10 protein-coding genes are annotated in these 14,477 nt (G+C 70.9%); 4 read left to right on the top strand and 6 right to left on the bottom strand.

Annotation, left to right across the window (positions count from 1 at the left end; genetic code table 11):
• Nucleotides 1-5: 5 nt before the first annotated feature.
• The 4 genes from FCK90_RS13235 to FCK90_RS13220 all read right to left on the bottom strand — a co-directional run bounded on the left by FCK90_RS13235 (nucleotide 6) and on the right by FCK90_RS13220 (nucleotide 4,233).
• Nucleotides 6-677: a GntR family transcriptional regulator gene (locus tag FCK90_RS13235; protein ID WP_158034781.1), complete on the bottom strand. Its 672-nt coding sequence runs from the start codon at nucleotides 675-677 to the stop codon at nucleotides 6-8.
• A gap of 19 nt (nucleotides 678-696) precedes the next feature.
• Nucleotides 697-1,620 carry an ornithine cyclodeaminase family protein gene (locus FCK90_RS13230; RefSeq protein ID WP_158034780.1) on the bottom strand — a complete coding sequence of 308 codons (924 nt, stop codon included), beginning with the start codon at nucleotides 1,618-1,620 and terminating at the stop codon, nucleotides 697-699.
• On the bottom strand, nucleotides 1,617-2,630 hold the full coding sequence (locus tag FCK90_RS13225; protein ID WP_246180369.1) for a proline racemase family protein: 1,014 nt from the start codon (nucleotides 2,628-2,630) through the stop codon (nucleotides 1,617-1,619). Before FCK90_RS13225 ends, FCK90_RS13230 begins: the two co-directional genes overlap by 4 nt.
• 169 nt (nucleotides 2,631-2,799) lie before the next feature.
• Nucleotides 2,800-4,233 (bottom strand): GntR family transcriptional regulator, encoded by a 1,434-nt coding sequence (locus FCK90_RS13220; RefSeq protein WP_158034778.1) that lies wholly within the window; start codon nucleotides 4,231-4,233, stop codon nucleotides 2,800-2,802.
• Between the two features lie 203 nt (nucleotides 4,234-4,436).
• Between FCK90_RS13220 and FCK90_RS13215 the strand changes: the two genes are divergently transcribed.
• Complete coding sequence (locus FCK90_RS13215; RefSeq protein WP_158034777.1) at nucleotides 4,437-8,003, top strand: bifunctional proline dehydrogenase/L-glutamate gamma-semialdehyde dehydrogenase; 3,567 nt, start codon at nucleotides 4,437-4,439, stop codon at nucleotides 8,001-8,003.
• Between the two features lie 111 nt (nucleotides 8,004-8,114).
• Here the strand turns inward: FCK90_RS13215 and def are convergent, their stop codons facing one another.
• Complete coding sequence (gene def / locus FCK90_RS13210; protein ID WP_158034776.1) at nucleotides 8,115-8,699, bottom strand: peptide deformylase; 585 nt, start codon at nucleotides 8,697-8,699, stop codon at nucleotides 8,115-8,117.
• Between the two features lie 153 nt (nucleotides 8,700-8,852).
• Here def and FCK90_RS13205 point away from each other — a divergent pair, with 153 nt between their 5' ends.
• From FCK90_RS13205 to FCK90_RS13195, 3 genes are read left to right on the top strand one after another with little or no spacing between them, the layout of a single operon-like run.
• Nucleotides 8,853-9,872 carry a pyridoxal-phosphate dependent enzyme gene (locus FCK90_RS13205; RefSeq protein ID WP_158034775.1) on the top strand — a complete coding sequence of 340 codons (1,020 nt, stop codon included), beginning with the start codon at nucleotides 8,853-8,855 and terminating at the stop codon, nucleotides 9,870-9,872.
• Complete coding sequence (locus tag FCK90_RS13200) at nucleotides 9,865-11,694, top strand: FAD/NAD(P)-binding protein (RefSeq protein ID WP_158034774.1); 1,830 nt, start codon at nucleotides 9,865-9,867, stop codon at nucleotides 11,692-11,694. The genes FCK90_RS13205 and FCK90_RS13200 overlap by 8 nt, the downstream gene beginning before the upstream one ends.
• The gene (locus FCK90_RS13195) at nucleotides 11,691-13,157 is read left to right on the top strand and encodes a type III PLP-dependent enzyme domain-containing protein (protein ID WP_246180367.1); all 1,467 of its coding nucleotides are present in this window, start codon (nucleotides 11,691-11,693) and stop codon (nucleotides 13,155-13,157) included. Before FCK90_RS13200 ends, FCK90_RS13195 begins: the two co-directional genes overlap by 4 nt.
• Nucleotides 13,158-13,188: 31 nt before the next feature.
• Here FCK90_RS13195 and FCK90_RS13190 read toward each other — a convergent pair whose 3' ends face one another.
• A complete protein-coding gene (locus tag FCK90_RS13190; RefSeq protein ID WP_246180366.1) occupies nucleotides 13,189-14,466 on the bottom strand; it encodes a PQQ-dependent sugar dehydrogenase in 1,278 nt (425 codons plus the stop codon).
• Nucleotides 14,467-14,477 lie beyond the last annotated feature (11 nt).

Genomic DNA, 14,477 nt, shown 5'->3' with positions numbered 1-14,477 from the left:
AGGCGCTACTGCGCCCAGACCCCGCGGACGTGGCCGATGTGCTGACGGACCAGATCCTCCATCGCAGTCCGGTCGCGCTCCAGGGCGATCTCGATCATCTTGCCGTGCTCGGAGGTCGTCTCCTCGAGCACTCCCGCATCGGCCAGGGCCTGCAGGCCGTAGAGCCGGCTGCGCGACCGCAGGCGCCGGACGTAGTCGACGACCTCGCGATTGCCGTGCAAGGCGAGGAAACGCGTGTGGAACTCGGTGTCCGCCTCCATGTAGTCCACGAGGTCGCCGGCCGCGGCCGCCTCGCTCAGCCGCGCGGCGAGCGGACGGAGCGCCTCGACGGCGGCGGCGACCTCGCCGGTACAGGCCTCTGCGACCGCGCCCATGACGGGGACCTCGAGCAGGAGCCGTGTCTCGGCGATCTCGTCGAGCTGCCGCTCGTCGACGGCGGTGACCTTGAACCCGGTGTTGGGCACCACCTCGACCATGCCGTCGCGGGAGAAGTCGAGCATGGCCTCTCTCACCGGCGTCGCCGATACGCCCAGCTTCTTGGCCAGGGAGGGCGCGGAGTAGGTCTCCCCGGGGCGCAGTTCCCCGGAGATGAGCGCGGCTCGCAGGTTGTCGACCACATGCCGGCGGACCGACACCCGGGTTCCCAGGGGACTCGAGATCAGCTGGGGGTCGGTCATGTGCGGCCTTCCTGTAGCCCTAGAGCGGCGCGATCACCTCGGCGATCGCACGGGACAGGATCAAATCCTCCCATGACATCCCGGAGGTCTTGAAGACGACCGGTGCGTGGTCGTCCACGGTCTGCTCGCCGCGGACCAGCCCGCGCATGGTGATGAGCCCGGCCGGGTCGAGGGAACCGTCCTCGACGGCCAGGACGACGTCGCCGCACTCGGCCAGCGCGGTGCTCAGGTCTTCGACGATCACCTGGGCGGCGCCCATGAGGTCGGAGGCCAGCTCGCGGGCGTCGGGGGAGTGGGAGCCCACGGCCACCACGACGGCGTCCGAGCGGACGTCGGACAGACCCAGCAGCGGCTCCGTGCTGGTGGTGGCGCAGACCACCAGCCCCGCACGCGCCACCGCGGCCCGCGCCTGCGGGCTGCCGGCGGCGAGCCAGGGGGCGAGGTGCTCGGGCCGCGTGCGGCTGACGAACGCGATCGAGACCTCCCGCACGCCGCGCAGCAGATCCTTCAGCGTCTCCGCGTGGGCGACGCCCTGCGGACCGGTGCCGAAGACCACGGCCTCGAGGGGCTCGGCCGAGCCGACCAGCAGGTCCTTGACGCCTGCGAAGGAGACCGCGGGCGTGCGCAGCGAGGTCAGGGCCTCGCCGTCGAGGATCATCCTGGGGGAGAGGGTCGTCCCGTCGAAGAGCAGGTACTGGCCCTGGATCCGGGGCAGCGTCCGCCCGGGGTCGGCAGGCGCCACGGTGAGCACCTTGATCCCGGCGGCATCGCCCACCGCCGAGGGCATGATGAGCATCTCGCCGTGCGGCATCCGCATGCTCTGGCGCGCCGCATCGGTGGCGGGATCGTAGCCGTCGACGAGGGCCTGCCGCAGGGCGTCGACCGCCGCGGCGGGCGGGAGCGCTTCTGCGATCTGGGCGGGGCCCACCTGCTCGACGCTCATCGCAGCACGAACCCGGGGACGAGGGGGTCGTGCGGATCGACAGTGAAGATGCTCTCCCCGGTCGGGTAGGCCATGCCCGAGACCTGGGTGACCACCGCCTCGTAGCCGGCCACCTCGGTGCGCTCCAGCACGCGGGCCGTGAAGGAGGAACCCACGATGGATCCGTGCTCCAGCACCGCATCTTCGGCGAGGACCCCGGAGACCGTCAGCGTCGCCACCCGGGCGCACGTGCCGGAGCCGCAGGGGGAGCGGTCCAGCTCGCCGTCGGCGAAGATCGTGGCGTTGCGCTGGGAGACGACGTCGGGACGCTGCCGCGGAAGATCCTCGAACAGGATCGTGCCGTAGATGCCGCTGAGCCGGTCGTCGACGGGATGCTCCGCCACGGGAGAGTCGTTGAGCGCCCACTTGATCTCACGCCCCAGGGCGATGAGATCGCCGGTCCTCGAGGGGTGGATGCTCTCGCCCACGGTGGTCACGTCCAGCTGGGCGTAGATGGCGCCGCCGTAGGTGACGTCGACGGTGACCTCGCCGCGCGAGGTCGGCACCGTGACCCCCGTGGCCAGCACGTACCCGGGGACGTTCACGAAGTCCGCGGCGGTCACCCGGCCCTCCTCGGTATGCACCCTGGCCGTGACCCGCCCCGAGGGCACGTCGATGACCACGTCGGTGGTGCCGGTGGCCGGGGCTTCTGCGAGGCCCGACTCGACCGCCCAGACGCCCAGTGCGATGGTCCCGTGACCGCAGGCCGTCGAGAAGCCGTCCTTGTGCCAGAACAGGACGCCGAAGTCCGCGCCGTCGTCGTCGGGAGGGGTGATGAACCCGCCGTACATGTCGGCGTGCCCGCGGGGCTCGAAGCAGAGGATACGGCGGACCCGCTCGATCGCTGCTGAGTTCATGGCATGGACGCGGCGTTCGGCCACCGTCTCCCCGGGGATCGGCGTGCCGATCTCCGTGACGATGCGAAACGGTTCGCCGGCTGTGTGGTAGTCGGCTGTCCGGTAGGTCTCCACGGGTACGTTCCCCTCCTCCTCTTCCGTCCTGTTCAGGCTATTCAGGGTAGCGATGGGGACGAGCCGAGCTGCCCTGCACATCTACTGGCATTGTAATTGTACTGAACGGAGGGTCACGTCGTGCCGCGGACAGCTCGGCCCGGTCCCGACGTTCCGGGGACCACGGGGCTCAGTCGGCTGCCGTCAGGCGCTGCCACAGGTCCCGGTCGAAGGCCGTGGGGGACAGCGCGGACATGTGGCGCACGGCGTTGTCCAGCTTGGAGCGCCACAGGGCCACGGCCTCCTCGGCCCTGCCGTCGAGCAGCGCCCGGAGGATCCGGGTGTCGTCGCTGACGATCCGGTCCGCGGCGGGGCTGTAGTCCAGCTGCAGGACGGAGATGAACATCCGCACGCGCAGCGTCAGGGCGTGGAAGGTCCGGGCCGACTGGGTCAGGCCGCTGGCATCGGCCAGTTCCTGCTGGAAGTGCAGGTCCGCCTGGTCGACATCCGTCCCGCTGCCCTCGGCGGCGGCTGCCTCGAGTGCGCGCAGCGCCAGGCGCGGGGCCAGGAACCGGTGCCGGGGCTGTGCGCAGCATCCTCGCAGCAGCACCGAGCCGACGTGGAGGCGGGAGGCGTAGAGGTCGGTGACGTCCTGGCCGGTCACCTCCGGCACGGTGAAGTGGCCGCCCGAGTAGGCGAGCAGGCCGTCGTCGACCATCCGGCGCATGGCCGCGCGGACCGTCGGCATGGTCAGGCCCAGTCCGGAGGCCAGCACAGCGGGGGCCAGGTGGTCGCCGGGGCGGAAACCGGCGTTCATGACCTCCTTCCGCAGCGCGATCGCGATCTGCTCGGTGATGGACAGCTGATCCTGGGGCAGCCAACGCGGTCCCATCGAACGGCCCCGGCCAGGGGGCGGGTATTCCGGCACGCTCAGGGTGTTTGATTCAGAAATCTCCTCAATTTCCTGCCAGGCGCCCCCACGGGGTGCTGAGTCCCGGCGTTGCCAGCGCACTCCCAGGAGGCCCCTGCCGGCTTTCGCGGCGAGCTGGCTCAGAAGGTCGCCCGGGATGGCGTCCACGCCCGGGGCGCAGGCGTCGAGCGCGGCCGATACCTGCGCGAGGAAGTCGGGCCACGGCTGGGCCCACGGCTCCCAGACCAGGCGCAGCATGCCCCCGGGCAGGCTCCGCTCGGCGGCGGGAAGGGCCGATTCGCTCGGCCACTCGCGTGCGCCCGAGACGTGCAGGGCCGCCATGAGCGCGGCCGCCCGGCGGGTGAAGGCCTGCGTCTGCCCAGGCGGCGCGGTCTCGCCCGGCCCGAAGACCAGGACGATGCGGGGGAACTCGACGCGGAACTCGGTGAGGTGCATCGAGTGCCGCTCCTCGGGGCTGCGCGAGGACCCCCGGATCCGGTGCACCGATCGGGTCACCACGGACTGGCTCAGACCGGTCAGCAGGGCGATGCGACGTGTGGAGAAGTCGCGGGTGCCGACACGGGGCCCCGCGGTGGCCAGCACGCTCGCCACGATGTCGTCGGCGGCCTCCTGGACCCGCGGCCGCCCGCGGGGCTGGCCGCTCTGGCCACCGGCCCGTCCCGCAGGCGGAGGATGAGGTGGAATCGAGTTCATGGTCCTATTTTGACTCAAAGCTGATTCAAACGGGAGCCCGGCCCTTTTCCCGTCGATGTGCGGGGCCACACACTGGGCTCAACGCGCGCCGTGCCACTTCTCTGGGCAGGCGTCACCGCAGCGCCGGATCACCCACGGTGAGCCCACCGACGGGGCCGGCCCCGAACGTCTTCCCCAGCCGATGTCTTCCGAAGGAGGATCACATGGACACCTCGACCCATCCCCGCGTCACCCAGATCACCGGGAACCACTCCGAATCCAGCAGCGAGCTGAACCGCATCGCCGACGACGCCGCCGCCAGGGTGAGCCGCTGGCTCGAGAACGGGAAGGGGCGGGGAACCGCCAATCCCTCGGCGGAGCGGCTGTCCGCCGTGCTGTCGGACCCCAACGGGCTGGACTTCACGGTCGGCTTCGTCGACCGCGTGATCCGGACCGAGGACTCGAAGGCCGCCGCGGAGGCGCTGGCCGAGCTCGGAGGGATCGCACCCGCCACGCTGTCCGCCCTGGACCGGGCGCAGATCAAGGCCGGCTCCGCCCTGGCCAAGTACCTCCCCTCCGTCGTGGTCCCCGCCGCTCGGACTCGGATCCGCTCGATGGTCGGGCACATGATCGTCGACGCCCGCGACAAGCAGCTGGGCAAGGCCGTCGCGGAGCTCACCCGGGACGGTCACCGCCTCAATATCAACCTGCTCGGCGAGGCCGTGCTGGGCGAGGGGGAGGCCGACCGTCATCTCGAGGAGACCCGGCGGCTGCTGGCCCGCGACGACGTCGATTACGTCTCCATCAAGGTCTCCTCGATCGCCTCGCAGATCTCGATGTGGGGCTTCGACGAGACCGTCGACTACGTGGTCGAGCGCCTGTCCCCGCTGTACCGTGAAGCCGCCCAGGCACCCGCCGGAACCAAGTTCATCAATCTGGACATGGAGGAGTACCGGGACCTGCGGCTGACCGTCGAGGTCTTCAAGCGCCTCCTGTCCCAGCCCGAGATCAAGGAGCTCGAGGCCGGGATCGTCCTGCAGGCCTATCTCCCCGACGCACTGGGCGCCATGCAGGAGCTCTCCGGTTTCGCCACGCAGCGAGTCCGCGACGGAGGGGCCGGCATCAAGGTCCGCCTGGTCAAGGGCGCCAACCTGGCCATGGAGAAGGTGCACGCCGAGGTGGCGGGCTGGCCTGTGGCCACCTGCGACTCCAAGCAGGCCAGTGACGCCAACTACAAGCTCGTGCTGCACTGGCTGTTCACCTCCGAGCGCATGGAGGGCCTGCGGATCGGCGTCGCCGGTCACAACCTCTTCGACATCGCCTTCGCCCACCTGCTGGCCGTCGAGCGCGGCGTGTCCGGGCGGGTGGAGTTCGAGATGCTGCAGGGCATGGCCTCCGAGCAGGCAGCCGCCGTGAGCGACGACGTCGGGCAGCTGCTGCTCTACGTGCCCGCCGTCCGGCCGCAGGAGTTCGACGTCGCGATCTCCTACCTGGTGCGCCGGCTCGAGGAGAACGCGGCGAGCGAGAACTTCATGTCCGGGATCTTCGACCTGGAGCCGGGCAACGAGATCTTCGTCCGGGAGGAGCGCAGGTTCCGCGCCTCCCTCGATGACCTCGCCACCATCCTGGAGTCCGACGGGTACGCCGCACCGGCCCCGCAGCACCGTCAGGACCGCTCGGGGGAGACCCTGCCGGAACCTGCGGCCGCGGATCAGCCCCTCTCGCGTTTCGTCAACGAGCCCGACACCGACCCGGCGCTGCGAGCCAACCAGGACTGGGCCCGGGAAGCCATCAGAATCTCCGCCCAGGAGGGCTGGCTCGAGGAACAGCTCGCTCCGGAGTCCGTCGACACCGGCTCCGTCGAGGACCTCGTGGCCTCCACCCGCGACGCTGCGCTCGAGTGGGCCGCCCGCCCCGCCGCCGAGCGCGCGCGGATCCTCTACCGGACCGCCGAGATCCTCGCCACCCGCCGTGGTCACCTGGTCTCGATCGCCGCGGCCGAGGTGGGGAAGTCCGTGGCCCAGTCCGACCCCGAGGTCTCCGAGGCGATCGACTTCGCCCGCTACTACGCCCACTCCGCGATGGAGCTCGACGGCGTGCAGAACGCCGGCTTCACCCCCGACCGGGTGGTCCTGGTGACGCCGCCGTGGAACTTCCCCCTGGCCATCCCCGCCGGATCGACCTTCGCCGCGCTGGCGGCAGGTGCCGGCGTCATCCACAAGCCCTCCAAGCCGAGCCCGCACTGCTCGATGGCGATCCTGGATGCCCTGTGGGAGGCCGGCGTGCCGCGCGAGGTTCTGCGCGGGGTCTACCCGGCCAACCGCGACGCCGGAAAGGCCCTGGTCAGCCACCCCGGCGTGGACCGGGTCATCCTGACCGGTGCCTCGGAGACCGCCTCGATGTTCGCCTCCTGGCGTCCCGAGCTGCAGATCAGCGCCGAGACCTCCGGGAAGAACGCCCTGGTGGTCACCCCTGCCGCTGACCGCGACCTGGCGGTCTCCGACCTGGTCCACTCCGCCTTCGGCCACGCCGGGCAGAAGTGCTCCGCGGCCTCCCTGGGCATCCTGGTCGGCAGCGTCTACGGCTCGGAGCGGTTCCGCCGTCAGCTGGTCGACGCCGCCGCGTCCATGGTGGTCGACTGGCCCACCAATCTCTCCGCGACCATGGGCCCGCTCACCGAGCTGCCCAGCGACAAGCTGCACCGCGCACTGACGCAGCTGGAGGACGGCGAAAGCTGGCTGCTGAAGCCCAGGCAGCTCGACGACTCGGGCCGCCTGTGGACCCCGGGCATCAAGGACGGCGTCAAGCCGGGCTCCTTCTTCCACCTCACCGAGGTCTTCGGGCCCGTGCTGGGGCTGATGCGGGCAGGCGACCTGGACGAGGCCATCGAGCTGCAGAACGCGACCGATTTCGGCCTGACCGGCGGCATCCACAGCCTGGATCCGGCCGAGGTCCGCACCTGGGCCGACCGTGTCCAGGTGGGCAACGCCTACGTGAACCGCGGGATCACCGGCGCGATCGTGCAGCGGCAGTCCTTCGGCGGCTGGAAGCAGTCCTCGGTGGGACTGGGTTCCAAGGCCGGCGGCCCGAACTACGTCATGATGATGGGCAGCTGGCACGACACCACGCAGCCGGCCTCCGAGCGGCACCCCTCGGGCGATGCCGCGATCGACGCCCTGCTGCGGGAGATCGAGGACGAGCGGCTGCTCGACGCGCGTGGCATCGACTGGGTGGCCGGGGCCGCCGCCGACGACGCCGCGGCCTGGGCCACCGAGTTCGGCGCCGCCCGCGACCTGACCGGGCTGCACAGCGAGGCCAATATCTTCCGGTACCGCCCGGCCGACCTGATCCTCCGGGTCGGTGCCGACGCTCAGGCCGAGGAAACGGTCCGTGCCCTCGTCGCGGCTCGCCGTGCCGGAGCGGGGCTGACCATCGTGGCCGATCCCGGTGCGACCCCCGAGGTCTCGGCGGTGCTGACCACCGCTGCCGCGCGGCTGGGCTTCGGCGCTCCGGCGGTCCTGGACGAGTCCTCCTTCACCGACCGGCTCGCCGAGGGCGCCTATGACGTCTCGGTGGGGGCGCGCGTGCGTCTGCTCGGCTCGGTGGCTCCCGCACTGCGGGAGCGGCTGGCCGCCCGGCCGGAGGTCGCTCTGCTCGACGACGCCGTGACCGGATCGGGGCGGGTGGAGCTGAGGTACTGGCTCAAGGAGCAGGCGGTCTCGATCACCCTGCACCGCTTCGGCAACGCCTCACCGGCCTTCCACGCGCTGGCCGAGGAGCTCAAGCGATGAGCGGAGCCGGGCACAGGCTCTGAACGCGGAGACGCGGGAACGCTGAAGCGAAAGGAGGGCTGCGCCGTACGGCGCAGCCCTCCTGGCGCTGACGGGGAGAACCGGAGGGTTCTAGGCCTCTTCGCCGTGGCCGAAGGGATCCTGGTCCACACCGGGCTGCCAGGTGCCGCCGGCCTTGGGCCAGCCCTCGGCGCGGATGGCCTTCTTGGCCTTCCTGGCCCACTTGGTGTTGAGGCGGTCCACGTAGAGCTTGCCGTCGAGGTGGTCGTACTCGTGCTGCATCACCCGGGCGAACCAGCCGGTGGCCTCCCACCCGATCGGCACGCCGTGGGGGTCGAAGCCGGCGATCTTGACCCACTCGGCGCGCTTGAGCGGATAGCTGAGTCCCGGCACGGAGAGGCAGCCCTCGGCCTCCTCGTCGGGATCGGGGTTCTCCTCGGTGATCTTGCCGACGGTCAGCACCGGGTTGACGATCTCGCCGCGATCGGGGGCGTCGTCGTCATTGCCGAAGACGAAGGTGAAGATGCGCAGCCCCACCCCGATCTGGGGGGCGGCCAGGCCCACGCCGTTGGCGGCGTCCATGGTCTCGTGCATGTCGGCGATCAGCGTGCGCAGGTCGTCGTTGAAATCGGTGACCTTTGCCGCTGGCCTGTGCAGGACGGGGTCACCGGTGATGACGACGGGGCGAACGGTCATACGAGCATGCTCCTCGGCTGGGGCGGACGACGCGGTCGGGGGACGTCGGTCGACGGCACCAGCGGCCACGGGGCGGCGGCCATGCCTCCCGGCGGAGAATCCTACTGGAAGTCCGTTAAACAGCCTGCTGATGAATGCGGTTAAGCTGGACCGATGAACGATAGCGGCGGGATCATCCTGGATGACGTATCGGCTGCGGTGGGGGCGACTCCTCTGGTGCGGCTCTCCCGACTCTTCCCCCGGGCCGAGGTGCTGGCGAAGATCGAGTCCATGAACCCCGGCGGGAGCACGAAGGACCGACCGGCGGGCGCGATGCTCGATGCTGCGTTGGCCAGCGGAGAGCTCAGGCCCGGCGGGACCGTGGTGGAGTCCAGCTCGGGCAACCTGGGCCTGGCTCTGGCGCGTGGTTGCACCGTGCGGGGTCTCGACTTCGTGTGCGTGGTGGATGTCCGCGCCAACAAGGCGACCGTGGCCGCGATCAAGGCCCTGGGCGGCCGGATCGAGATGGTCGCGGAGCCCGATCCGGAGACCGGAGATCTCCTGACGGCGCGGTTGCTGCGGGTGGAGCGGCTGCTCGAGGAGCTTCCCGGAGCCGTGAACCTCTACCAGTACGGCAATCCGGCCAACCCGGCCGCTCACCGCGACGGCACCATGCGCGAGATCGCGGAGGCCGCCGGTCATCGCCTCGATGCCGTCGTCGCGGCCTGCAGCACGACGGGGACCATTGGCGGCTGCGCCGCCTATATCGCCGATCACGCGATGGATACCCGGGTGATCGCCGTCGACGCGGTGGGCAGCGCGCTCTTCGGAGGCAGGCCCGGCCCCAGGGGTCTTCCGGGGATGGGGGCGGGCATGGTGACCGAATTGTCCCGTAACGTGACACCCGATGACGTGGTGCGGGTGACCGAACGCCAGTGCGTTGCGGGGGCCCGCTGGCTGGCGCGTTCCGAGGGCATCCTGGCCGGCGCGTCGACCGGAGGAGTGGTCCATGCCCTGGCCGGGCTCCTGCGAGAACGACCGGAGCTGAGGAGGGTGGCCATGCTGGTCCACGACGGCGGGACGCCCTACCTCGACACGGTCTACGACGACGACTGGGTCCGGGCGACCCTCGGCGTGGAGCCCCGGCACCTGGAAGACGACATGCGAGAGCTCCTGGAGGCCACCCGTGACTGAGAACCGGCTAGAGCCGACCGCCCAGGACTCTCCAGACTCCTCGGAAGACTCCTTGGACTCTTCGGGAGAGGCGGGAGAGTCGGGAGGCGGCTATCGCATCGCCGTGGTCGGATGCGGGCCCAAGGCCCTGTTCGCCCTGGAATCCCTGGTGCGCCGCCTGCGGCGGCGGGCGGACGATCTGCCGGAGATCGCTGTGGACCTCTTCGACGACAATCCGCATTTCGGCGCCGGAGCGGCGTATGCCCCGGACCAGCCGGAGTACCTCCGACTCAACGTGACCTCCAGGATCGTGGACGTCCACGAACCGCATGCCCCGGACCGTTACGTGGACGGCTTCGGAGACTGGACCGCGCAGCACGCCCCGCACCTGGGAGACGACTCGTTCCCTCCCCGGGCCGAGGTCGGCCGGTATCTGCAGTACGCCTGGGAACGGGTCCTGGGCGCGGCGCCGCGGACCGTCAGCGTGACCCGGGTTCCCTCCCGGGTGGTGTCCGTGGCCACGGCATCCACATCAGGCGGCTGGATGGCCGAGACCGACGCCGGTACGGAATACGGGCCGTACCACGAGGTGCTGCTGAGCACCGGTCACCGCGGCGAGCACCCTGACGCCCTGCGCAACGGATGGTCCGCGCCCGTGCCCCTGGTCCCCCAGGTCTTTCCCGTGCGGCAGTGGCTCACCGAAGACAACGTTCCGGTCGGTTCCACGGTGGCGGTGCGCGGCGGGGCCCTGACCTTCATCGACGCGTGCCTGGCCCTGACCCAGGGGCGCGGCGGCATGTTCAGCACCGGCGACGACGGCCGGATGGTCTATCTGGCCAGCGGCCACGAGCCCCGTGCCATCGCGCCGATCACCCGCGATGGGCTGTTCCTGGATGCGAAGACGGGGGCGAGCGTCGTCGTCGACGGACTGGACGAGCTACTGGAGAGCACGGCCGCCCGGGTCCGCCGGGCGGAGGACGCCGGCGCGGTGATCCGGGAGGTGGAGGCCGCCGCAGCCGAGATGCTCGGACGCTGCGAGGCCGCCACGGTGTCGGACCCGCAGTGGGAGGTCTCCTATACCCTGCGCCACGGCGCCGACCCCGGCTCCGAACGGCTGGACCGGGCCGTTCGGGTGCTGCGGTACAGCCTCGCAGTGGCGGAGGGGAGAGAGGCGCCCGGCGCTGCCTGGGCGCTCGGCCGGGCCTGGGCCCAGCTCTACCCGGCCATCGTCGACAGATTGAGCCATCGGGAGTTCACCGCGCAGGAGTGGGCCGACTTCAGGACGGTGGCGGTGGCCATGGAGCGGCTCGCCTTCGGCCCACCACCGGTCAACGCGGCCAAGCTGCTGGCCCTGATCGATGCCGGCATCGTGGATGCCGACTGGATTCACGGCGGTGTCCAGGTGGACACCGGTGGCCTCACCGGGGTGCCCCGGGACGCGCGGGAGCCGGACGTGGTGGTGGACGCCGTGATGGCACCAGCCGGGATCGCGCCCGCCGGTGTGCCGATCTACGACCGCTTGCTGAGCACGGGCACGCTCAGTCTCGCCCCCGGGCGACGCGGTGCCCGGATCACGGCCTGCGGGCAGGCCGTGGACGGCACCGGCGCTCACGTACCCGGGCTGTCGGTGCTGGGCAGGCCCACCGAGGACTACGTGATCGGTCATGACACCCTCAACCGCGCCCTGCACGACACCCCCCAGCGATGGGCTGACCGGGTGGCGCAGCAGATCCTCGGTGCGGACCGCACCGAGCGGGCCGCCGCGGCTGCCGGCGACGCCACGGAGCCCCGGGCCGCGCACGTCCCTCCGGTGGCCGTGAACCGCGACGGCGGTCTCCTGTGAGTCCGCACGGCCTGCGTCAGGCGGCCCACGGGGATCCGGCTCTTCCCGCCAGGCTCGAACCGTGGATGCGGAGGCTCCTGGGCGACCCGGCAGCGTGCGCGGATCTCCTGCGCGAGCACGGCAGCCCCGTCAATGTCCACGATTTCGGCCCCTTGCGCGGCAACGCCGCCGAGGTGGTCGAGGCCGGGAGGCGGCAGGGAGTGGCGGTGCGCGTGTTCGTCGCACGCAAGGCCAACAAGACGTTGGGACTGGTCGACGAGACCCGTCGCCTGGGGCACGGTATCGACGTCGGCAGCGAGCGAGAGCTCCTCCAAGTCCTCGATCGTGGCGTGCCGCCCGCCGATATCGTCCTGACGGCCGCGGTCAAACCCGGCCGCCTGCTGCGTACGGCGATGGCGCGAGGGGTGCCAGTGGTGCTGGACAACCTCGATGAGGCGCTGGCGGCGCAGAGCATCAGTTCGCAGCTGCCGCACCCGTCATCCGTGGCACTGCGGCTGGCACCCGAAGCGGGGCGCGGCCTCGCCCCCACCCGCTTCGGAGAGGGCATGCGGACCTGGCTCGACTTCCTGGACGCCCATCCGTTCGAGGGCGCCGGCCAGCGTCTCGACGGCGTGCACTTCCACCTTCACGGCTACGAGCCGGGGGACCGGACGGCGGCACTGGGCCAGGCCATCGAGCTCGTGGACCAAGTGCGCCTTCGCGGTCATGAACCCTCGTTCATCGACATGGGCGGGGGAATGCCCATGTCCTACATCGACGACGCCGGCGCGTGGGAGACGTTCTGGGACCGGCACGAGGCCGCCGTGCTGGGCGACGGCGAGGCGCTCACCTGGCGCGGCGACGGGCTGGGGCTGAGACGCGAGGAAGGACGCGACGGCGCCCGGCTGGCGGGAGCGCGCGATCTCTACCCCTACCACCAGGAGCCCGTCCGGGGCGCGTGGCTGGAGCAGGTGCTCGCGGGCGAGGTGGCTCCAGGGTCGACGGCGGCCCGGGCCCTTCGCGACCGCGATCTGGCGCTGCACTGCGAACCGGGGCGTTCGATGCTCGACGGATGCGGGCTGACCCTCTCACGCGTGGCCTTTCGCAAGCACACCAGTGACGGCATCCCGATCGTGGGCCTGGAGATGAACCGCACCCAGTGCCGCTCCACCTCCGCGGACTTCCTCGTGGACCCGATCCTGGTCCGGACCGGGGCGCACGGCCACGGACGAGGGACGGGGGATCATTGGAACGCCCCTCGAGGTGCCTTCCTGGTGGGCGCCTATTGCATCGAGGCCGAGCTGATCCTGCGCCGACGCATCGTGTTCCCGCAGGGCGTGGCCGTCGGCGACTGCATCGCGTTGCCCAATACCGCGGGGTACCTGATGCACATCCTGGAGAGCGCCTCGCACCAGATCCCGCTCGCGGCCAACGTGGTGCGCTCGCAGGACGGCTTCGCCCGGGACGACATCGACGGGCTGTAGGGCAGCCGCCGTCGTACGGCGTTCAGGACGTTCAGTCGGAGGCCGGTGTCAGGCGCAGGAGGTTGGCGCCGCCGGCGTCCTCGAGGACCCAGATGCTGCCGTCAGGGGCCTGGGCCACGTCCCGGATGCGGTTGCCCATGGGGTAGATTTCTCCGGCAACGGCCTGGTCCCCGTCCAGGTCGACGTGCACCAGGGCCTGGCCGGAGAGCGCGCCGATGAGGGCATCGCCGGAGTAGTCGGGGAACATCTCGCCGTCGTAGATCATCAGGCCTGCCGGCGAGACGCTGGGGGTCCACCAGGCCTCGGGGCTGTTGAAGCCGTCGTCGTCGGTGTGGTCGGGGATCTCCTCGCCCTCGTAGTGCGACCCGTTGGAGGCCTCGGGCCAGCCGTAGTTGCCGCCCTCCTCGATCCGGTTCAGCTCGTCGCCGCCCTGAGGCCCCATCTCCGATGCCCAGAGGGTGCCGTCGGGGGCGAAGGCCAGGCCTAGCGGATTGCGGTGCCCGTAGCTCCAGATCTCGGCGCTCACCCCGCCTTCGTCGGCGAACGGGTTGTCCGGTGCGGGCTGCCCGTCGGGGGTCAGGCGCATGATCTTGCCCAGGCCGCTGCCGAGGTCCTGTGCCGGGGTCATCTCCTGCCGGTCCCCGGAGCTCACGAAGAGATACTCGCCGTCGGGGCTGAACGCCAGACGATGGGAGAAGTGGCCGTCACCGGAGGCCTTGGGCTGCTGCTCCCAGATCACCTCGAGGTTCTGCAGGGAGGCCTGATCACCCGACTCCTCCAGGGTCGCGCGCCCGATCACGGCACCGGTCCCGCCCTCACCGGCCTCCACCCAGCTGAGGTAGACGGTCCGATCGTCCTCGAAGTCGGGGCCCACGACGATGTCGCCCAGGCCTCCCTGCCCCGCCACCACGGGGTCCGGGAGGCCCTCGACGTCGACTTCACGGCCGCCGTCGAGATCTCGCAGGATCATCTCCCCGGTGATCGTGGTGATCAGCAGCTGCTCCGTGCCCGGCAGGAACTCCAGCGCCCATGGCGAGTCGTACGCGCCCACCTCCTCGACGGCGAAGGGACGATCCGCTTCGTCGACGGTCGCGAACTCCGGCGGGGGAGCATCGGTTTCGGTTTCGGTCGCCGAGGGGGTGGTCGTCCCGCTCGGTGTCTCCGACGCACTGGCGGTTGCCGATCCTGAGGGGGAGGGCGTGGAAGTGGCCGGTGATTCGTCGTCGGCGCCGGAACAGGCGCTGAGCACCAGCCCGGTCATCATCAGGACGGCTATGGGCAAACGGCGTGGATTTCTGCGCGGGTCCATGTCCCAACGGT

The sequence above is a fragment of the Kocuria coralli genome (assembly GCF_008831305.1).
Classification (GTDB): Bacteria; Actinomycetota; Actinomycetes; order Actinomycetales; family Micrococcaceae; genus Kocuria; species Kocuria coralli.
Note: the sequence above shows the minus strand (reverse complement) of the source record. Positions and strands in the feature narration are given on the sequence as shown.